The sequence below is a fragment of the Paractinoplanes rishiriensis genome, from assembly GCF_016862375.1.
GTDB classification, from domain to species: domain Bacteria; phylum Actinomycetota; class Actinomycetes; order Mycobacteriales; family Micromonosporaceae; genus Actinoplanes; species Actinoplanes rishiriensis.
In genome coordinates this window covers 84699-103833 of sequence record NZ_BOMV01000007.1, presented here as the reverse complement: position 1 = coordinate 103833, position 19135 = coordinate 84699, and the positions used below count along the sequence as shown (strand labels likewise).

Below are 19135 nucleotides of genomic sequence, written 5' to 3'. Positions count from 1 at the left end.
CCGTTACAGTGCTTACGGCGAGCGCAATTCGGCGTGCATCTCCCAGGGCGCCTGCGGCAGGACGGACCCGGTCTCCAACTTCGACTTCAAATTCGCGAGTACGGCCGGCCAGCCCGCGGAGATGTCCCGCAGTTCGTCCTCGCCGGCCAGGTTCTCGTGGGTCACGGTCAGCCGGACGATCTCCTGGTGCGGCTCGATCGTGAAGGTCACCACCCCCGGGTCCGGTGTCCCGCCCGGGTCCTCGAATGTCATCACCAGGCGGGTCGGCGGCACCGCCTCGAGCACCTTGCCGCCCGCGTCGGCGATGCCCGAGCCGTCGGTGCGCTGGTGCTCCCAGGCCGACCCGGGCTGCCAGTCCGACACGTTGCGGTGGCCCCAGTACTCGCCGGTCAGGTCGGCGTCGGTCAACGCGTGCCACACCCGCTCGGGCGTGCTGTGGATGTACGTCACGTACACGTAATGGGGTTTGTCCATGATCTTCTCCGCATTTCGCTTGATGGCGTCGAGATCGCGCAGCCGGGGCTGTTCGAACGGCGCCAGCCAGCGCCGCTGGATCTCGTAGATAGGTACCGGGTTGAGGTAGTGCAACTTCTCCCGGCTGCGCCGGACCGTGCTGATCAGGTTGGCCGCCTCCAGCAGGGCCAGGTGCTGGGTGGCCGACTGCCGGGCCATCGCGAGCTGGCCGCAGAGTTGACCGAGCGTCTGGCCGTCGGACCGGCGCAGGCTGTCGAGCAGCCGGCGGCGGGACGGGTCGGCCAGCGCCTTGAAGACCGGGTCGAGGTCCTCCACCCGGTCATTATGCAGGTAATTACCTGCATGTCGTCAAGGGGTGCCGGTCAGAGCACGAACGCGTCGGTCCAGAGCTGCCGGGAACGGCCGGACAGCGCCTCCATCAGCGCCACCGCCTGGTGATCGGTGAGGCCGGCCACGAAGTCGATGACCGCGCGCCCGCGGGCCCGGCCGACCCGGTCGGTGGCGCCGTCCGGCAGCTCGGATTCGGCCAGCTCCACCAGGTCGCGCAGCCGGCGCGGGATGCGCTGCTCCTCGTCCGGGTCGGTGAGCCAGGACAGCAGGGCCTCGACCAGCGAGCCCAGCAGCCGGGCCTGGCCGCGCTGGTGCAGGGCCAGGTCGGGGCGTTCCAGCACGAACCGGTTCTGAACGAACTTGAGGACCTGCACCTCGTGCCACTGGGCGGGGGAGAGCTGCACATGCCCGGACCGCACCGCCGGCTGACCGGTCAGCTCGACCGACTCGACCAGGCGCCTGGTCCAGCTCGCCGAGAACGCCGCCACCTGGGCCTCGGCCTCCAGCGAGCCGTCGAAGGGCCGGGCCAGCAGTCCGTCCACCAGCTCGGCCCGGACCAGCTCCACCGCGGCGGCGAAGGCGTCGTCGTCGGCCATCCAGGCGTCCTTGCGGTGCAACTGGCGGCGCAGCGACTCGATGGCGCCGCCGGCCCGGTTGAGGTCGGTCCGGGTGCCCCAGCGTTGCCAGGCCATCAGCTCGGTGGCCACCGCGCCCTGCTGCAGCACGCCGACCCGGTGCACATCTTCAAGATCATGGATGGCGTACGCGATGTCGTCCGCGGTATCCATCACGCTGGCCTCGACGGTCTGCTGCCAGTCGGCGATCCGGCCGCCGAACGGGGCCCGGGCGGCTCGCAGGTCGCGCAGCTCGGTGGTGTAGGCGCCGAACTTGGCCGAGCCGCCCTCCGGGTCGTCCGGCGGCGGGGCGGCACCGCGCGGCGGCGGGTCCATGAAGCGGGCCCGGTCGTGCCGGGTCCACGGGTACTTCAGGATGGCGGCCCGGACCGCGTTGGTGAGGTTGAGGCCGATGGTGGCCTGGCCGCGGATCTCGGTGCTGGTGACGATGCGGTACGACTGGGCGTTGCCCTCGAAGCCGTCCGGCAGCCGCAGCCGCTGCCGCGCCAGCTGGTCGAGCACCCGTTCGCCGAGGTGGCCGAAGGGCGGGTGGCCGAGGTCGTGGGCCAGCGCGGCGGCCTCCACGACGTCCGGATCGCAGCCGCCCAGCTTTTCGGACAGGTCAGATTTCTCCGGCCGGAGCGCGACCCGTTCGGCGATCGCCCGGGCCACCTGGGCGACCTTGAGGCTGTGCGTCATGCGGTTGTGCACCAGCAGGCCGGCGCCGCCCGGGCTGATCACCTGGGTGACGCCGGCCAATCTGGCGAAGAAGGGGGAGCTGACGATCCGGTCCCGGTCGACCCGGAACGGGCTGGCGGCGAGATCACCGGGAGCGATCAGGCTGTCGCCGAAGAGCCGCTGAGCTCGCGGATTCTGTGCTCGTGAATCGTGGGCTCGCGAATCGTCCATACCCCGCTACGCTACCGCGCCTGGAGCGCGTCCAACGCGACCGACATGGCCGCCACCAGCCGACGGTCCAGCTGCGGGTCGTGAATCGTGATCACGTAACGGTCCCGCAGGCCCCACTTCTTCACCACCGAGAACGCCGGCCGGTCGCCGATCAGGAACTCGAAGTGGTACGGCAGCCAGGACAGCGAGTCGACGAACCGGCGCAGGATCGCCACCAGCATGTTGGTCTCGCGGCCGATCATCTCGCCGTAGCCGGGCTGCTCCAGGTGCCAGGTGGACCGCAGCAGCGACTCCTTGAAGTTCTTGCGGAACAGGCCGATCGGGGTGCCGGCCGCGTCGGTGACGTCGTACGTGGCGCCCAGGTCGATCACCTGGCGGGCCTTGAAGCCCAGCACCGGCGTGGTCTTGGTGTCGTCGGTGTAGAGCGTCACCTGCTCCTTGAACGCCATCCGCTTCTGCTGGGCGAACGCGAGCAGGCCCGCCTCGCCGCCGTCCGGGCCGACGGCGTGGACCTCGTATTGGTTGACCATCAGCCGCACGCGCTGACGGATGATGAGCTGTTGCTGCGCTTGAAGGGTGTGAACTGTCACGGCCGGGCAGTCTGTCATACCTCAGCCCGGCTGTGGGGATCCTGAGCACCTCGGTGGCGAGACGCCCGCCCGGCCGGTCAAACTTGGCTCATGGCGAAGCGAGGATCTTTGGTGGCCCTGGCAATCGGCGCGGCGGCCGCGGCGTGGTTCGCGCGGGAGGTCCCGCGCCAGATGGGCGCCAAGGCCCGGGGCGAGCGGCTGGCCCGGATGCAGGCGTCACCGCAGTACGCCGAGGGCAAGTTCCGCAACTCGGTGCCGGCCAGCCAGGTCACGGTCGGCTCGATGCCGCGCATCCTGGCCGCCACCCTGCGCGACCGCGACGCCCGGCACCCGCACCAGCCCATTCCGGTGGTCGCACCCAAACCCGGCCTGGACGCCGAGGGCCTGCACGTCACCTGGTACGGGCACTCGACCGCGCTGGTCGAGATCGAAGGCCGCCGGGTGCTGCTCGACCCGGTGTGGAGCGACCGCTGCTCACCCTCCCGGCACACCGGCCCCAAGCGCCTGCACGAGCCGCCGGTGCCGCTGCGTGACCTGCCGCCGCTGGACGCCGTGCTGATCTCCCACGACCACTACGACCACCTCGACATGGAGACGATTCAGAATCTGGTCGACCTCCAGGCCGCGCCCTTCCTGGTGCCGCTCGGGGTGGGCGCCCACCTGGAGCGCTGGGGCGTGCCGGTCACCCGCATCGTCGAGCTGGACTGGAACGAGCAGCACCGGGTCAACGGCATCGAGTTCCTCGCGACCCCGGCCCGGCACTTCTCCGGCCGCGGCTTCACCCGGGACGAGACCCTCTGGGCCAGCTGGGTGATCAAGGGGCCGTCCCGCAAGGTCTTCTACTCCGGCGACACCGGCTACTTCCCCGGCTTCGCCGACATCGGCGAGCAGCACGGCCCGTTCGACGTCACGCTGGTGCAGATCGGCGCGTACGGCGACGCCTGGCCGGACATCCACATGCTGCCCGAGGACGGCGTGGCCACCCACGTGGACGTCCGCGGCGGCCTGCTGATCCCGGTGCACTGGGCCACGTTCAATCTGGCCCTGCACGACTGGGCGGAGCCGGCCGACCGGGCCTGGCGGGAGGCCAAGGCGCGCGACGTGAAGCTCGCCGTCCCCCGCCCGGGGGAACGCGTCGACGTCGACAACCCGCCCGCGGTCGACGGCTGGTGGCAGCAGATCGCCTAGAACGCGCCCAGCTTGTCGGGGTTGGCCACGTTGTAGATGGTGACGATCCGGCCGTCCGGACCGATGTCGAAGGTGATCGTCGCGACCACCCGGTCCGGGCCGCGGAACAGCAGCCCGGCCGCGCCGTTGATCTCCACGATCTCGGCGTGCATGTCGGCCGGCGCCACCCCTTCATAGCTGACCGTGCCCAGGGTGGCGAACCACGCGGCCACCCGCTGCGCGCCGGTCACCGGCCGCGGCGCGTGCCGCACCTTGCCACCGCCGTCGGTCCACACGGTCACGTCCGGGGCCAGCAGGTCCAGCAGCGCGTTCAGGTCGCCGCCGGTCGCCGCGGCCACGAACCGTTCGGTGACCGCCCGCTGCCGGGCCGGGTCGGCGGCGAACCGCGGGCGCCGCGCGCGTACGTGCTCCCGGGCCCGGTGGGCCGCCTGCCGCACCGACGGCTCGGAGCGCTCCACCGCGGCCGCGATCTCGGCGTGGCTGAAGTCGAAGACCTCGCGCAGCACGAACACGGCGCGTTCCAGCGGGCTGAGCGTCTCGAGGACGACCAGCATCGCCATCGACACCGACTCGGCATCGACCGGAGCGTCGGTGGGGATGGGCTCGGGCAGCCACGGTCCCACGTACGTCTCCCGCCGGCGCTTGGCCGCCCGCAGGCGCTCCAGCGCCAGGTTCGTGACGATCTTGCAGAGGTACGCCCGCGGGTCGTCCACCCGCGTGCGGTCCGCGGCGGTCCACCTGAGCCAGGCGTCCTGCACGGCGTCCTCGGCGTCGGCCGCGCTGCCGAGGATCCGGTACGCCACCGCGAAGAGCAGGCCGCGATGCCGGTCGAAGTCGCTGGTCATCGCGCCGCCGCCCGGGTGAACCGGCCGCCGCGCGGCCACCACGCGCCCGAGGCGGGCAGGCGCAGCATCCGGCGGTAGGCGGGCCAGGGCGCGGCGGTCACCGCTTCCTTATAGCGGACCGCGAGCCGCCCGGTCAGGACGATCCGGCGCGGGCTGTCGTCGGGGCGGGTGAACTGCACCACGGCGTCGTGCCGGCCCAGGCTGATCGGGGTGTGGTAGTAGCCGAAGCGGAACGGCCGGGGTCCGCCGCAGATCGACAGCGCCGCGTGCACGCCGGTGGGCATGCCGCCCTGACAGGTGCCATGCATGAGGCCGTACGGCTGGCGGATCGCGGCCGCGTCGCCGACGGCGTACACGTCGGGATGTGAGACCGAGCGCAGCGTGCCGTCGGTGACGATCCGGCCGTTGCCGTCGACGGCCAGCCCGGCGTCGGCCGCCAGCGGGGCGACCCGGGTGCCGCCGGTCCACAGCACGGCGTCGGCGTCCAGGCTGGTGCCGTCCGCGAAGTCGACCCGGCCGGGGTGCAGCCCGGTGACGCCGCCGCGCAGCCGGACGCCGAGCCGGTCCAGGGCGGCCAGCAGGTGCTTCCGGGCGCGGGGATGCAGACCGGCGCCCGGCTCGGTGCGGCCGGCCAGCACGACGGTCAGCGCCGGGAACCGCTCGGCGATCTCGGCGGCCGACTCCACGCCGGTCAGGCCGCTGCCGACGACGACCACGGTGCCCCGGTCCAGCCCGGTGAGCCGGCGGGCCAGCCGGGCGGCGTCCGTCGCCGAGTTCAGCGTGTAGGCGTGCGGGTCCGCGGTGTCGGCGACGCTGCCGAGGGCGTATACCAGGGTGGAGTAGTGCAGGGTGTGCTCGTCGTCCACCCGTACGGTATGCGCCTTTGGATCCAGCGCCGTGACCCGGCCCGGCACGAAGGACGCGCTCGTGGCCGCCAGCAGGTCGGGGATGCGCAGGTCGGCGACCTGCTGACCGGTCGCCGTCAGCGACAGCCGGAGCCGTTCGGTGAACCGGTCCTGCGCGTTCACCAGCGTCACCGGCACCCGCCGGGCGGCCAGTTGCACCGCCGCGGCGAGCCCGGCGTAGCCCGCACCGAGAACGAGGATCATCGCGTACCTCCCTGGTCGAAGTGACGACCAGGAGATGGCGGCGGCTACCCGTTCTGTGACACGCGGGGCAGACAGATTTTGACGGCGCCCGGCGCGACCTCGGCGGAGAACTTCTTGGTCAGCGTGCGGGCACCGCCGTCGAGCTCGTACGGCATCTTCGACTGGAGTTTGACGTCGACCCGGCGGGCCCGGGTGGTGCGGACGAACGGGGAGTTGTCCGAGCGGCCCACCGCCATGGTGCCCAGCGCGCGGGCCCACTGGAGGGCGCCCTGCGCGGTGGCCACCCCGACGTCCAGCCAGCCGTCGTCCGGCTTGGCGTCGTCGAACGCCTGGATACCACCGGTGATCTTGCCGACGTTGCCGATCAGCACGCAGCTGGCCTCGTCGTCGAACCACTTCACGCCGTCGATCATCACCCGCGCGGTGGCCGGCTCGCCGTTCACGTGGCGCAGGCCGGTCCAGACGTACGCGAGCTTGCCCAGCCGGTCCTTCAGGTTCCGGTCCGCGTCGTTGATCATCGCGCCGTCGAACCCGACCCCGGCCATCACGCCGAAGTACTCGCCGCCCAGCTTGCCCAGGTCGATGCGGTGCGGGCGGCCGTGCAGCGCGACCTCCAGCGCCTCGTCCAGGCGGGGCGGGATGCCCAGATTGGTGGCGAGCAGATTGCCGGTGCCGGCCGGGATGATCCCGACCGGCACCTTGCTGCCGCCCTTCTGGTGGGCCAGCACGTCCAGCGAACGCTGCACCATGCCGTCGCCGCCCCACACGATCAGCAGGTCGACACCCTCGTCGACGACCTTGCGCACCTGCTTCGGTGCCTTCTTGCTCTTGGGGACCTCGTGCCAGAGCAGTTCGTCGACGCCGGCGTCGGTGATCCGGCGGCGCAACTCGTCCAGGCCGCCGTCGAGAGTCTTGCGCTGATGGGCGACCACGGCGATCTTCCGGGGGGTACGCATGGCCTGCGCACTACCCGAATCTATCGATCAATAATCAGGCTGCTCCGGTCAGACGGCGCCCGTCAGGCAGTGCCCGTCAAGACACCGTTTCCCGCATGCGCTGCTCGGCGGCCGCGCTGCGGATCACCATGAGGCGCAGCTCCAGCTCGTCGGAGACCATCGAGGCCAGATGCTCGAGGGCCTGCAACTGCCGCGGCGTGGCCTCCCGGGGCCGGTTGTCGATCACGTTGACGGTGCCCAGCCGGTGCCCGTCGTGGGTGCGGATCGGCGCCGCCGCGTAGAACCGCAGCCCCAGCTCACCGCGCACCAGCGGGTGCTCCAGCGTGCGCGGGTCGACGGCCGCGTTGTTGATCACGTAGACGTCGTCCTGCGCGATGACCGACGCGCACAGCCCCGGCTCCTTGCCGACCTCGCGGACCCCGGTCAGGCCCTGGCAGGCGGCCAGCCAGACCCGGTCCTGCTCGACCAGCGAGACCGTCGCGATCGGAGTGTCGAAGATCGCCCCCGCCACGTACGCGATCCGGTCGTAGGCGTCTTCCACTGGCTGATCCACCAGCCGGTAGCGACGTACGGCCTCGAGGCGCGCCTGTTCCTCGGGCCCGACGTTGTCCAGATATTCGTACGCGTCGGAGGACACCGGGTTGCTGTTGGTCATCGGGAAGCTCCCTATTACACGACTGATAGCTCACGGTCACTGGGTACGTCCCTGGGAGCCTAGAAATCACCCCGGTGTCCCGCAATGCTCTCAGTGGGCGAATTGCTCGCCGCGGCGCGCCCCGAAGGTGAAAGTCGCACACGGTGTGGGACATAGCCTTCGGAGATGGACCACACCGCCACGGTCGTCGGCCAGCTGGCCCGTGACCTAGTCGTCACCGTCGACCGCCTGCCCGCGGCCGGCACGTCCGCGGCCGCCACCGGCCGCCGCGAGCAGCTCGGCGGCAAGGGCGCCAACCAGGCGGTGGCACTGGCCCAGCTCGGCGTGCGGCCCGCCCTGGTGGCGGTGGCCGGCGACGACGTGATCGGCGACGTGCTGCTCGCCCAGGCCCGCGCCGACGGCATCGACACCCGCCCGGTGATCCGCCGGCGCGGCGCGCTCACCGGCCTGATCGTCGAGATTCTGGAGGAGGGCGGCGACTGGCGGTACGTGGAGCACCTGCCGCCCGAGGTGTTGTTGACCGAGAGCGACGTCGAGGCCGCACGGTCGGTGATCGCTGCGGCCGACGCCGTGCTGGTGCAACTCCAGCAGCCGCGGGCAGCCGCCCTGGCCGCGGCCCGCATCGCCCACGAGGCCGGTCGTCTGGTGGTGCTGGACGGCGCGGTCGAGGACGAGCGGATCCTGGCGTTCGCCGACGTGCTCCGGGCCGACGCCCGCGAGGCGAAGGGCTTGAACCGGGAGACCCTGGCCGCCGGCCCGTCGCTGCTGGCCCTGGCCGAGCCGGACGGCAACGCGCTGATCTGGCCGGACGGCGAGATCAAAATCCCGCTGGGCCAGGGCCCGGTCGTCGACACCACCGGCGGAGGCGACTCGTTCACGGCGGCGCTGACCGAGGCGCTGCTGCGCGGCCTGCCCTACCCCGAGGTGGCGAAGAGGGCCGGCGCCGCCTCGGGGAGCACCGTCGCGCACGTGAGCGGCCGGCCTCAATTGGGGTAGTAGCCGCGCTGTCGCAGACCGGGACCCGATGACGCGTCGTCACCGGCGGCCAGCCGCGACTCGAGCTCCCGCACGCGACACCCGCCGGGACATATCCGATAACTGCCGCTTTAACCGGGCGGCGGTGGGCCGCCGGGACCAGATCTTGGCGATCTACGGTCATCCCCGAACTGTCCCCGAACAGCAGATCCACATCGCCTCGCGGACGAGCGCCATCGGGCGGTGCGCGGAAACGCCAACGAAGGCGGGAAAGCGCGCTACGCGGACTGCGTGTGTCAGTGGCCTTCGCTGGCTTCTTCGGCCCAGACGCGCCAGTTGTCGAGGAAGCCGTAGAGGGTGGGGGTCAGCCAGCCGGGAGCGGAGCGGCGGAACACGCCGGGGTCCATCCGGCCGGCGCCGGCTGGCAGGGCGCCGAGCAGGTGCGGGACCATGTCGCTGAGGTTGGCCCAGTGCACCAGGTCGGGCTCGGCCGGCCAGGCTCCGATCACGACGCCGGCCGGGACTCCGCGCCGGTCCAGGGCCTCCAGGGTCAGCGCGGTGTGGTTGAGGGTGCCGAGGCCGGCGCGGGCCACGACGACGGTCTTGGCACCGAGGGTGGTGGTCAGGTCGGCCACGGTCCAGGCTTCGCCGGAGGGTCGAACGCCCATCGGGACGAGCAGGCCGCCGGCGCCCTCGACGAGAACGAGGTCGTGTTTGTCGGCCTCGGCGCGGATGGCGTCGACCACCTCGTAGAGCTCCAGCGGCGGCAGGCTGGCCACGGTGGCGGCGGCCAGCGGCGCCATCGGCTCGGGGTATTCGGCGAGCGTGCGCGTGGTGTCCGGCGCCGCCAGGCGAGTGATCACCTCGATGTCGGTAGGTGCCCCGGTGGCGATGCCGGTCTGTCCCGGCTTGACGACGGCGACCCGCAGGCCGGACGCCAGCGCGGCGGCGGCCACCGCGGCCGTCACGATCGTCTTGCCCACGTCGGTGTCGGTCCCGGTGACGACCACGATGCCGCGCCACTCGCCGGCCTCCGCCCGGCGCGGGGCCGCCTGCGCGACAGCCGAAGATTCATCGGCCGCTGCTGCGCCGGTTCCGTCTGCGCCGGCCGTGTCTTGGCCACCGGCCGGTTCGCCTCTGCCGGTGGCCGGGCCCTCCCCGTCGGCTGGATCAGCGGTGTCGCCCGCGCCGTTACCCGGGAGATCGGTGTCCCCCGACGGGGGATCCTCGGTGATGGGTTCGCTGTACGCACCGGCATCGTCCCGCGTAGAACCGACATTTCCTGAAATGTCGCCCATGGCTGGGACGGGGGCTACGGCGACGGCATCCGTGAGGCGGGAGGAAGGCGTGGTGGGCGGGGAAGGAACCTCGGCCGGGGAAGGCGCGGCGGGCGGGGAAGGCGCGGCGGGCGGGGAAGGCGCGGCGGGCGCCGGTTCGCCGGTGGGCGGGGGATCTTGCGGGAGGGGGGTGGCCGGGGCCTTGGTGGGTGGTGCCTCGGTGGGTGGCGGCGTGGGCTGGGACGGTAGGGGTGGGAAGGTGAAGCCCTTCAGGACCACGTTCGCGTCGGGGAGGCGGGCCATCACGCCGCTCAGGTCGGCGGAGGTGGGGTCGGGTGGGCGGGCGGTGGTCACGGTGCGCACTCCACGATGACGTCCAGGGCTCGGGTGAAGTCCTCGTCGGACACGCCGGCGTTCAGGGTCAGGCGCAGCCGGGAGGTGCCGTCCGGAGTCGACGGTGGGCGGAAGCAACCCACCGCCACGCCGCGGTCGCGGCAGTCGGCCGCCCATGCCACCGCGGCCTCGGGGCCGGGGGCCAGCACCGACAGCACGCCGGCAGCGGGGGGCGCGACCTCGAAGCCCGCCGCGGTCAGGCGGGCGACGGTGTGGACGCCGCGTGTCAGCAGCACGTCGCGGCGGTCGTCGGCGGCCGCGGCGACTCGGATGGCCGCCGCCACGCCGGCCACCACGGCGGGGGGCAGCGCCGTGTCGTAGATGAACGTGCGGCCGGTGTCGACCAGGTGGTCGATGAACTGGCGCGGGGCCGACACCACGCCGCCGGCGCCACCCAGGGACTTGGACAGGGTGGCGGTGACGATCACGTCGGGGTGGCCGGCCAGGCCGGCCGCGGCGACCGCGCCGGCGCCCCGGGGGCCCAGGATGCCCACGGCGTGGGCGTCGTCGACCAGCAGCAGGGCGCCGCGGGCGGAGGTCACCTCGTGCAGTGCGGGCAACGGGGCCAGGTCGCCGTCCACCGAGAACACCGACTCGGTGACCACCACCGCCGTCGCGCCGGGGTGGGCGTCGAGAATGGCCGCCACCGCCGCGGGGTCGTTGTGCGGCGCGACCACCGTACGCTGCCCGGAGATTTTGCAGCCGTCGATCAGGGACGCGTGGTTGTAGGCGTCGGACACCACCAGGTCGGCCACGGCCGACAGACCGCGGACGGCGGCCAGGTTGGCCAGGTAGCCCGAGGAGAAGACCAGTGCGGCCGGCGCACCCAGCCAGGCGGCCAGATCGGACTCGAGCGCCGCGTGGGCCTCTGTGGAGCCGCGTACGAGTCGGGAACCGGTGGCTCCCAACCCGTACGCCCGCAATGCCTCAGCGGAAGCCCCGACCACCGCGGGATGGGCGCTCAGGCCGAGATAGTCGTTGCCGGCCAGATCGACGACGAAGTCGTCGGCCGGACGCGGGCGCAACTGACGGGTGAGCCCGGCCTTGGCCCTGCTCCCGGCGAGGCGCTCCAGCGCATCCAACCAGCCCGTCAAGGCACCCCCCACGATCACGAGAAAGGGAAACTATCACCCACCACCGACACTCCCACCGCCCCTCAACGGCTTGTTAGGGTCGGGGCATGCCAGAGATCCTCGACCGGGCTCGCGCCCAGGTGCTCGCCAGCGGTGTCGGTCTCGACGAGGCGGGGATCCTCGACGTGCTGCGGCTGCCCGACGAGCACCTGACCGAGCTGCTCCAGCTGGCCCACGACGTACGCATGAAATGGTGTGGCCCCGAGGTCGAGGTCGAGGGCATCGTCTCGCTCAAGACCGGCGGCTGCCCGGAGGACTGTCACTTCTGCTCGCAGTCCGGCCTGTTCGCCTCCCCGGTCCGGGCCGTCTGGCTGGACATCCCCTCGCTGGTCGAGGCCGCCCGGCAGACCGCCGCGACCGGGGCCACCGAGTTCTGCATCGTGGCCGCCGTGCGCGGGCCCGACCGGCGCCTGATGGACCAGATGCGCGAGGGCGTCAAGGCCATCAGGGAAGCGGTCGACATCCAGGTCGCCGCCAGCCTCGGCATGCTCACCCAGGCGCAGGTCGACGAACTGGTCGAGATGGGCGTGCACCGGTACAACCACAACCTCGAGACCTGCCGCTCCTTCTTCCCCAACGTGGTCACCACGCACAGCTGGGAGGAGCGCTGGAGCACGCTGACCATGGTGCGCGAGTCCGGCATGGAGGTGTGCTGCGGCGGCATCCTCGGGCTCGGCGAGACGGTCGAGCAGCGGGCCGAGTTCGCCGCCCAGCTCGCCGCACTGGACCCGCACGAGGTTCCGATGAACTTCCTCAACCCCCGACCGGGTACGCCTCTGGGCGAGCAGCCGGTGGTCGAGGGCAAGGACGCGCTGCGGGCGATCGCCGCGTTCCGGCTGGCGATGCCGAAAACCATTCTGCGGTACGCGGGCGGGCGCGAGATCACGCTGGGCGACCTGGGCACCCGCGACGGTCTGCTGGGCGGCATCAACGCGGTCATCGTCGGCAACTACCTGACCACCCTGGGCCGTCCGGCCACCGAGGACTTGGCCCTGCTGGCCGACCTCAAGATGCCGGTCAAGGCGCTGTCGGCGACGCTCTGATGTACTGCGACCGGTGCGGCGGAGCGGCCGCCGAGGGTGACCACGCGGCGTGCGCGGCGGCCCGCCAGTTGGAGCCGCCGCGGTACTGCGGGCAGTGCCGGCGCCGGATGAAGGTGCAGGTGGTGCCGACCGGCTGGACGGCCGCCTGCGTCGAGCACGGCGCGGTGCGCAACTAGCTTGAGGTGGCCGGAGCCTCCACCGGCTGGCGACCGGCGATCGGCAGTGTCACGGTGACCATGCCGCCGTCCCGCTCGGCCGGCCCGGCTCCCATCCGGCGCAGGGTGCGCAGGATCGCCACGTTGTCGGCGGCGGCGTGTGCCACCAGCGCGGCGAACCGGCCCCGCTCGGCGTAGGCCAGCAGCCGGCGCATCAGCGCGGTGCCGAGTCCGCGCCGCTGCCAGTCGTCGTCGACCAGGGCCGCGATCTCGCCCAGGTCGCCCTCGGCCACCAGGCTGGCCATCGCCACCACCCGGTCGTCGGCGGTGACCGCGATCAGGGTGCGGCCGCCGAGCGGTTCGAGCAGCCGGCGCAGCCGGGCTTCGCCGGGGACGCCCGCGGTCAGGTAGCGCCGCTGCAGGGTGGCCGCGGACGCGCGCTCGTGCAGGCCGCGCACGCCGTCCAGGTCGTCCGGCCCGGCGGTGCGCAGGGTCACCTCGGCGCCGTCCGGCAGCAGCATCGTGGTCTGCTCCCGGTGGTGCCGCAGCACCGAACCGGACAGTTCGACCAGCGCCTGGGCCCGCGCGTATTCGGCGGGGGTGAACGACGGCCGGTTGCGCAGCACCTCGTAGGAGCCGCCGGCCGGGTCGGCCAGTGTCATCCGGGCGTCCGCGAAGCCGGGCCGGCCCGGCAGCGGCTCGGGACGCCAGCGCACCTCGGTGGCGTCGAGCAGGTGCACCAGCGCCTCGCCCAGGCCGTCCGGGTCGTGCACCAGCCGGCCGGCCAGGGCCAGCGCCCGGGTCGGCTGGTCGGCGAGACCCTCGGCCTCGGCACGGGCCACGAAGGCGTCCCGGCCGCGGCCGCGGGCGATCGCGGCGTGCAGGTCGGCCTCGGTGAGGTTGTCGGGCGCGTCGATCAGGAAGTCGTCGACGGCGCCCGCCTCGGTGGTGTGCACCTGGACGGCGAGGATGTTGACCGACCGCAGCGCGAGGCTGGCGGTCAGCACGGAGAGGTATCCCGGTCGGTCGTCCACCGTTGCCCGGATCCGCCACAGCGCCATGACGGCACTCCCTTCGGCGAGTCAGGTGAGCAGTTCTTACCGGGTTCAATACTGCACCGCAGCTGTTAAGCAGACATTGCTTGAGCTGGGATTATGGCGAGAGGCCGATCACAGAGAGCCGGGTCACACACCCTGAGCAGCGGCCGGTTCGCTGGCCGCGTCCAGCCGGTCGCCGAGGATCACCGCGGCGGCCCGGACCAGCTGTGCCACCCGGTCGACCTCGGTGATGTGGAAGGCCGCGGCCGGCAGGTCGTCCTCGTCCTGGCGGGCCACCACCAGCACCAGCCCGGCGCGGCCGAACGGCGCGATCGCGTACCGGGTGTGGTCCGGGCCGGTGAGCGGCCGGGCGCGCAACGGGGTGATCTCGGGCAGCTGGAGCGGGACGGGTGCCCGCCAGCTCGCGTACACCATGGTGGGGTCGCCGGCGCTGTCCACCTGGCGGGGTGCGCCGGAGCGGACCGCCCAGTCGGCCGGCACCACCGCGGCGGCGGCCCAGTCGGCGGCGAGCAGCCCGGGCACGGCGTCGACCAGGGTGGCGAGGCCGTCGGCCGGGTTCGCCGCCACCTGGGCGAGCAGTTCCGCGTCGTGGCCGCCGTTGACCGGGGCGCCGATCGCCTTCCACACGCCGTCGACCTGCACGCCGGGGATGGCGGCCAGGCCGGCGAGGAGCCGCTCCACCCGGGCGGCGCCCGGCCACACCACGGTGAAGTCGTCGACGGCGCGGCCGCCGAGCCGTTCCAGGACGATCACCTGAACGATGTCGGCTCCGGCCACACCGAGCGTGCGGGCCACCTGGCCGAGGGCACCGGGACGGTCTGGCAGGGTGACTCGAACCCGCAGCAACATGCAACTCCTCCCGTCGTGCGGACGGCACGACGATGCCGCCTCCGTGGTTGACCAGACTGCCAAATCGGCGTTTCGCACCGGTTGCGGAGCCATGTCCCGGCGGTCAAGCCCCGGGCGGTCAAGCCCGGCGGTCAAGAGGTGTACCGGCCTCGCCCGCGCCCATCAGCCTATGGCCGGTCGCTCGCGAGTTGCGACGACGCGCGCTGGGGTCCGCAGAACGTGCGAATCCGGCTACCATCGGCGGGTGATCTGCCCGGCCTGCCGGGACCGCCGGCATGACGACTGCCGGGGCGGTTCGTGGTGCGACTGCCAGCACAAACGACCCGAGCCGACCCCGCCGGTCACCGGCCCGCCCGGCCCGTGACCGTGCTACGCGCATGGCCGTCCGACCTCGACGGCCTGGTCGCGCTCTATCCGCGTACGCCCGAACCGGTCCTGCGGGTGAATTTCATCGCGAGCCTGGACGGCGCCGCCACGGTCGGCGGCCTCTCGGCGGGGCTGCAGGGACCGGGCGACAAGGAGATCTTCGACACGCTCCGGATGACCTGCGACGCGCTGGTGGTGGCGGCCGGCACGGTCCGGGCGGAAAACTACGACGCGTTGCGCCTGACCGCCGGCGCGCGGACCTGGCGCCGGGCGCACGACCTGCCCGAGTTCCCGCTCATGGTGATCGTCTCGGGCTCGCTCGACCTCGACCCGGAGCAGCTGATCTTCGCGGACGCGCCGATCCGGCCGATCGTGCTGACGCACCGGGCCGCGCCGGTCGAGCGGGTGGCCGGGTTCGCCGAGGTGATCACGGCCGGTGACGCCGACGTCGACCTGGCCGCCGGGGTGGCGGCGCTGCGCGCGCGGGGCGCCGGCCAGGTGCTGTGCGAGGGCGGGCCGGCGCTGTTCGGCGCGCTGATTGCCGCCGACCTGGTCACCGAGCTGTGCCTGACGGTCTCGCCGCTGCTGGTGGGCGGCGGCCCCGGCCGCATCGCGACCGGGGCCCCGGGAATCCCGCGCAGCATGTCGCTGCGCCACGTCCTCACCCGGGAGGACATGATTTTTCTGCGGTACGCCCGCCCACCGGTCGATCAGGGCAACTGACCGGCCCGGTCGACGATGGCCACCTCGAGCTGCGCGGTCCAGCCGATGGTCGCGCCCTTCGGGAGGTCGTCGACCTTGCCCACCACGACGTCCCGCTCGCCCAGGAACCGGTAGGTGCTCCGGTCGAAGATGATGTCGTGCTGGACGCCGGACTCGGTGCGGGAGACCGCGATGCCCTTCCGCCCGGCCAGGTCGACCTGGCTCACCTTGCTGGCGCCCCCGATCCCGGCGGCGGCCTCGAACAGGGCGGCCACCGACTTGGGCGTCAGGTACTGCTCGCGCAGCGTGTCGCCGACTTTGGTCCAGGCCAGGCTGTCGGCCGACCGGCCCTTGGGGTCGCCGGCCGTGCCGTCGTAGAGGTAGGCGCGCATCGCCTTCGCGTCGGTGGGCAGGTCGGCGCGGTACGCGGGCGGCACGTTGGCGTCGAGCGGGACGTTGCTGTTCGGGCCCTCCTCGCGCAGCAGGCCCGGGAGCTTGCCGTCGGCCGACAGCCAGATCCGCCGTTCGTGGTCCTTCGGCGGGGTGTAGGTGCCTCCGCTGAGGTTGAAGCTGGCCCAGGCGACCCGGGAGTGGACGTAGACGAACTGGTCGGGCCGGGCCTTGAGCTCCGGTTCCTTGCGGGCTCCGGCCGCGGCCAGCTGGAACACCTGTGCCGCGCCCAGCGCCGACGGGGTGTCCGGCGGCAGCGGGGTGACGGTCTCCGGCGGGCGGAGCACCACGACGGCCGCCGCGACGGCGACCGCCAGCACGCCGGCCGGCACCAGGCTCCAGGCCCACCGGCGGCGGGGGCGGGCCGGAGACCGGAGGCCCGGCGCCGGGTCGCGGAACATCCGGGCGCGGGCCCGGCCGAGCGCGGCCGGGTCGGCCGGCGGCAGGTCGGAGCGGAATTCCTTGATCAGGTCGAGGTCATTCATCGTCGATCCCATCGGCGAGGTCGGGGAGGGCGGCACGGAGGCGTTTGCGGGCGCTGTGCAGCCGCGACCGGACCGTGCCGATCGGGATGCCCAGCGCGCGGGCGACTTCGGGATAGCTGAGCTGGGCCTGGCTGACCAGGGTCAGCACCTCGCGCTCGCCGACCGGCAGGCGGGCCAGCACGGCGGCCAGCGCGCGGACCCGGCCGGCCGCGGCGACCCGGGAGAGCACCCGGTCGCCGGCGTCGTCGTAGGCCGGGTCGACGCCGGTCCGGGCCAGTGCCCGGTACTGCCGGATCTCGGTGCGCTGGTGGCCGCGGAGCAGGTTGGCGGCGATGCCGTACAGCCACGGCAGGCTGTCCGGCTGGCTCAGGTCGTAGCGGTCCCGGCCGCGGAAGGCGATCAGGAAGGTCTCGGCGGTCAGGTCGTCGGCGAGCGTGCGGCCGACCCGCCGGGCCAGGTAGCGGTGGATGGTGCCGGCGTGCCGGTCGAAGATCGGGCCGAACGCCTCGGGCTCGGTCGCCGAGCGCCGGATCAGGTCGTGGTCGTCCACGACCTCCACGGCGGTCACCGCGGCTGCGGGTGGTCGGGCGGTCTCATACGCGTACCCCTTCGGCGGTCGGATGACTGTCACCCGGTACTTGGCCGATAGGCCGCGATCGGTTCGATTGTCGGGCGTGCCTCCACAGCTTGGGCAAGATCTTGTGGATAAATCTGTGGATGGCCACCAGAAGTTGTGGACAACCAATGCCAACCCACTCCACGTGCGGCTTCTGTCGTACCCCTGGTGCACGATGATCGGCGTGTCTGACGAAACTGGGCTTCCCCGCGGCGGAAAACTGAATGCAAAACCGGAGGATGACCCCGTCGGGCGGGTCCTGGGTACTGCCGACGCGACCCCGCTCCAGTTCTGGACGGCCGTGACCCCCGGCAACTACCTGCAACTCGACGACGTCGTGGTGACCCGCCGCGGGCTGCCGGACCGCGAACCGGTGACGATCGCCGGCGTGGTCACCCAGGTCCGAGCCCGGCACGAGGGCGCACAGTTCGACTCGGACGTCTTCGCCATCGCCGACGGCACGCTGCCCGCGCTGGTGCAGGAGGCCGCCGAGATCACCACCACCCGGGTCGACCCCGAGCTGTATGTCCCGCCGCAGCCCGGCGCCGTGGTGCACCGGGCCGAGGGCGAGGCCCGCGACGCGGCCCTGCACTTCGACCGGATGGACCGCCGCATCCCGATGGGCACCGGCCGCGACGGCGTGCCGGTCTTCCTCAACGCCGACTTCCTGGACGGCACCCGCGGCGCGCACGTGTCCATCTCCGGCATCTCCGGCGTGGCCACCAAGACGAGCTTCGCGACCTTCCTGCTCTATTCGGTGTTCCGGTCCGGCCAGCTGGGCGCCGACGGCACCAACGCCCGCGCCCTGATCTTCAACGTCAAGGGCGAGGACCTGCTGTTCCTCGACCACCCCAACACCCGGCTCGACGACCACACCCGGTCCGCCTACAAGCTGCTCGAACTGCCCGCGAGCCCGTTCGCCGACGTCCGGGTCTACGCTCCGCCGCGGGCCGGTGACTCGTCCGGCGCGCCCGACGTGAGCAGCCGCCTCACCGGGGTCGACACGTTCTACTGGACGCTCGAGGAGTTCTGCGACCGCAAGCTTCTGCCGTACGTGTTCGCCGACGCCGACGACGAGCGCCAGCAGTACACGATGGTGGTGCACTCGGTGACCGCGCACCTCAACCGGCACGCGGTACCGGCCGAGGGCGGCATCAGCATCGACGGCCGGCGCATCTCCTCGTACGGCGACCTGGTCGACCACATCGTCGATCAGCTCACCGACGACGAGACCCGGTCCACCTGGGCGGGCAGTGCGGTCAACATGGGCACGGTCAACGCGTTCGCCCGCCGGCTGATCGGCAGCAAGCGCGACCTGGCCCGGCTGATCCGCGGCGACCTGGCCCAGCGCCGCCCGCACCAGATCAAGACTGCCGAATCGGCCCAGGTGACGGTCGTCGACCTGCACAACCTGCCGGACCGCGCGCAGCGCTTCGTGGTCGGCGTGACGCTCAAGACCGAGTTCGACGAGAAGGAAAAGAGCGGCACCGGCCGCCCGCTGCTGTTCGTGGTCCTCGACGAGCTCAACAAGTACGCACCGCGCGAGGGCAGCTCACCGATCAAGGAGGTGCTGCTCGACATCGCCGAGCGCGGCCGCTCGCTGGGCGTCATCCTGATCGGCGCCCAGCAGACCGCCAGCGAGGTCGAACGCCGGATCGTGACCAACTCGGCGATCCGGGTGGTGGGCCGGCTCGACCCGGCCGAGGCCGCCCGCCCGGAGTACGGCTTCCTGCCGCCGGCCATGCGGCAGCGCGCGCTGCTGGCCCGCCCCGGCACCATGTTCGTCAACCAGCCGGACATCCCGGTCCCGCTCTGCGTCGAGTTCCCGTTCCCGGCCTGGGCCACCCGCAAGTCCGAGTCCGGGCCACCGCCGTCCAGCACGATGCGCTCGATCGTCCAGGGCGCCGACCCCTTCGCCGTGGTGAGTTCGTCCGGCGACGAGATTCCGTTCTAAGGTTCCGCG

The 19135-nt window shown here is 72.5% G+C and carries 18 protein-coding genes and 1 pseudogene; 6 read left to right on the top strand and 13 right to left on the bottom strand.

Annotation, left to right across the window (positions count from 1 at the left end):
• Nucleotides 1–12: 12 nt before the first annotated feature.
• The 3 genes from Ari01nite_RS04330 to Ari01nite_RS04320 are packed head-to-tail and all read right to left on the bottom strand — an operon-like array spanning nucleotide 13 to nucleotide 2935.
• Nucleotides 13–789, bottom strand: a complete 777-nt coding sequence (locus Ari01nite_RS04330) for an ArsR/SmtB family transcription factor (protein ID WP_203779567.1) — start codon at nucleotides 787–789, stop codon at nucleotides 13–15.
• Between the two features lie 47 nt (nucleotides 790–836).
• Entirely contained in the window at nucleotides 837–2327 is a 1491-nt protein-coding gene (locus Ari01nite_RS04325) for a deoxyguanosinetriphosphate triphosphohydrolase family protein (protein ID WP_203779565.1), read from the bottom strand.
• A gap of 11 nt (nucleotides 2328–2338) precedes the next feature.
• Entirely contained in the window at nucleotides 2339–2935 is a 597-nt protein-coding gene (locus tag Ari01nite_RS04320; protein ID WP_203779564.1) for an LURP-one-related family protein, read from the bottom strand.
• 72 nt (nucleotides 2936–3007) lie between these two features.
• On the opposite strand from Ari01nite_RS04320, the gene Ari01nite_RS04315 reads away from it, so the two are divergent.
• Entirely contained in the window at nucleotides 3008–4105 is a 1098-nt protein-coding gene (locus tag Ari01nite_RS04315) for an MBL fold metallo-hydrolase (protein WP_203779562.1), read from the top strand.
• On the opposite strand, the gene Ari01nite_RS04310 is transcribed toward Ari01nite_RS04315, so the two are convergent.
• The 4 genes from Ari01nite_RS04310 to Ari01nite_RS04295 all read right to left on the bottom strand — a co-directional run bounded on the left by Ari01nite_RS04310 (nucleotide 4102) and on the right by Ari01nite_RS04295 (nucleotide 7670).
• On the bottom strand, nucleotides 4102–4950 hold the full coding sequence (locus Ari01nite_RS04310; RefSeq protein ID WP_203779560.1) for an RNA polymerase sigma-70 factor: 849 nt from the start codon (nucleotides 4948–4950) through the stop codon (nucleotides 4102–4104). The two genes, Ari01nite_RS04315 and Ari01nite_RS04310, sit on opposite strands and share 4 nt — an antisense overlap.
• Nucleotides 4947–6059: an NAD(P)/FAD-dependent oxidoreductase gene (locus Ari01nite_RS04305; protein ID WP_203779558.1), complete on the bottom strand. Its 1113-nt coding sequence runs from the start codon at nucleotides 6057–6059 to the stop codon at nucleotides 4947–4949. Before Ari01nite_RS04305 ends, Ari01nite_RS04310 begins: the two co-directional genes overlap by 4 nt.
• 44 nt (nucleotides 6060–6103) lie before the next feature.
• Nucleotides 6104–7015 carry a diacylglycerol/lipid kinase family protein gene (locus Ari01nite_RS04300; protein WP_203779556.1) on the bottom strand — a complete coding sequence of 304 codons (912 nt, stop codon included), beginning with the start codon at nucleotides 7013–7015 and terminating at the stop codon, nucleotides 6104–6106.
• A 76-nt stretch (nucleotides 7016–7091) separates the two neighbouring features.
• Entirely contained in the window at nucleotides 7092–7670 is a 579-nt protein-coding gene (locus tag Ari01nite_RS04295) for a GAF domain-containing protein (RefSeq protein ID WP_203779549.1), read from the bottom strand.
• Nucleotides 7671–7835: 165 nt separating this feature from the next.
• Between Ari01nite_RS04295 and Ari01nite_RS04290 the strand changes: the two genes are divergently transcribed.
• Complete coding sequence (locus tag Ari01nite_RS04290; RefSeq protein ID WP_203779547.1) at nucleotides 7836–8666, top strand: PfkB family carbohydrate kinase; 831 nt, start codon at nucleotides 7836–7838, stop codon at nucleotides 8664–8666.
• Nucleotides 8667–8941: 275 nt separating this feature from the next.
• Here the strand turns inward: Ari01nite_RS04290 and bioD are convergent, their stop codons facing one another.
• Both bioD and Ari01nite_RS04280 read right to left on the bottom strand, forming a co-directional pair.
• On the bottom strand, nucleotides 8942–9658 hold the full coding sequence (gene bioD, locus Ari01nite_RS04285; RefSeq protein WP_203780294.1) for a dethiobiotin synthase: 717 nt from the start codon (nucleotides 9656–9658) through the stop codon (nucleotides 8942–8944).
• Nucleotides 9659–10272: 614 nt separating this feature from the next.
• Entirely contained in the window at nucleotides 10273–11409 is a 1137-nt protein-coding gene (locus tag Ari01nite_RS04280; RefSeq protein WP_203779546.1) for an 8-amino-7-oxononanoate synthase, read from the bottom strand.
• A gap of 86 nt (nucleotides 11410–11495) precedes the next feature.
• Between Ari01nite_RS04280 and bioB the strand changes: the two genes are divergently transcribed.
• Together bioB and bsaP are read left to right on the top strand one after the other, a co-directional pair.
• Nucleotides 11496–12491, top strand: coding sequence for a biotin synthase BioB (bioB, locus tag Ari01nite_RS04275; protein ID WP_203779544.1), 996 nt, complete (start codon nucleotides 11496–11498; stop codon nucleotides 12489–12491).
• Nucleotides 12437–12667: pseudogene (gene bsaP, locus Ari01nite_RS04270) on the top strand (biotin synthase auxiliary protein BsaP); the annotation flags it as partial. The gene bioB and the pseudogene bsaP, both read left to right, overlap by 55 nt.
• On the opposite strand, the gene Ari01nite_RS04265 reads toward bsaP, so the two are convergent.
• Nucleotides 12664–13707, bottom strand: a complete 1044-nt coding sequence (locus Ari01nite_RS04265; RefSeq protein WP_203779541.1) for a GNAT family N-acetyltransferase — start codon at nucleotides 13705–13707, stop codon at nucleotides 12664–12666. The pseudogene bsaP and the gene Ari01nite_RS04265 sit on opposite strands and share 4 nt — an antisense overlap.
• 123 nt (nucleotides 13708–13830) lie before the next feature.
• Nucleotides 13831–14553: an ACT domain-containing protein gene (locus tag Ari01nite_RS04260; protein ID WP_203779539.1), complete on the bottom strand. Its 723-nt coding sequence runs from the start codon at nucleotides 14551–14553 to the stop codon at nucleotides 13831–13833.
• Between the two features lie 360 nt (nucleotides 14554–14913).
• Here Ari01nite_RS04260 and Ari01nite_RS04255 point away from each other — a divergent pair, with 360 nt between their 5' ends.
• Nucleotides 14914–15642 (top strand): pyrimidine reductase family protein, encoded by a 729-nt coding sequence (locus Ari01nite_RS04255; RefSeq protein ID WP_438872123.1) that lies wholly within the window; start codon nucleotides 14914–14916, stop codon nucleotides 15640–15642.
• Here Ari01nite_RS04255 and Ari01nite_RS04250 read toward each other — a convergent pair.
• Both Ari01nite_RS04250 and Ari01nite_RS04245 read right to left on the bottom strand, forming a co-directional pair.
• Entirely contained in the window at nucleotides 15630–16556 is a 927-nt protein-coding gene (locus Ari01nite_RS04250; protein WP_203779536.1) for a CU044_5270 family protein, read from the bottom strand. The two genes, Ari01nite_RS04255 and Ari01nite_RS04250, sit on opposite strands and share 13 nt — an antisense overlap.
• Nucleotides 16549–17115, bottom strand: coding sequence for an RNA polymerase sigma factor (locus tag Ari01nite_RS04245; RefSeq protein ID WP_203780293.1), 567 nt, complete (start codon nucleotides 17113–17115; stop codon nucleotides 16549–16551). Before Ari01nite_RS04245 ends, Ari01nite_RS04250 begins: the two co-directional genes overlap by 8 nt.
• A gap of 232 nt (nucleotides 17116–17347) precedes the next feature.
• On the opposite strand from Ari01nite_RS04245, the gene Ari01nite_RS04240 reads away from it, so the two are divergent.
• Complete coding sequence (locus Ari01nite_RS04240; protein WP_239162467.1) at nucleotides 17348–19126, top strand: ATP-binding protein; 1779 nt, start codon at nucleotides 17348–17350, stop codon at nucleotides 19124–19126.
• Nucleotides 19127–19135: the final 9 nt, after the last annotated feature.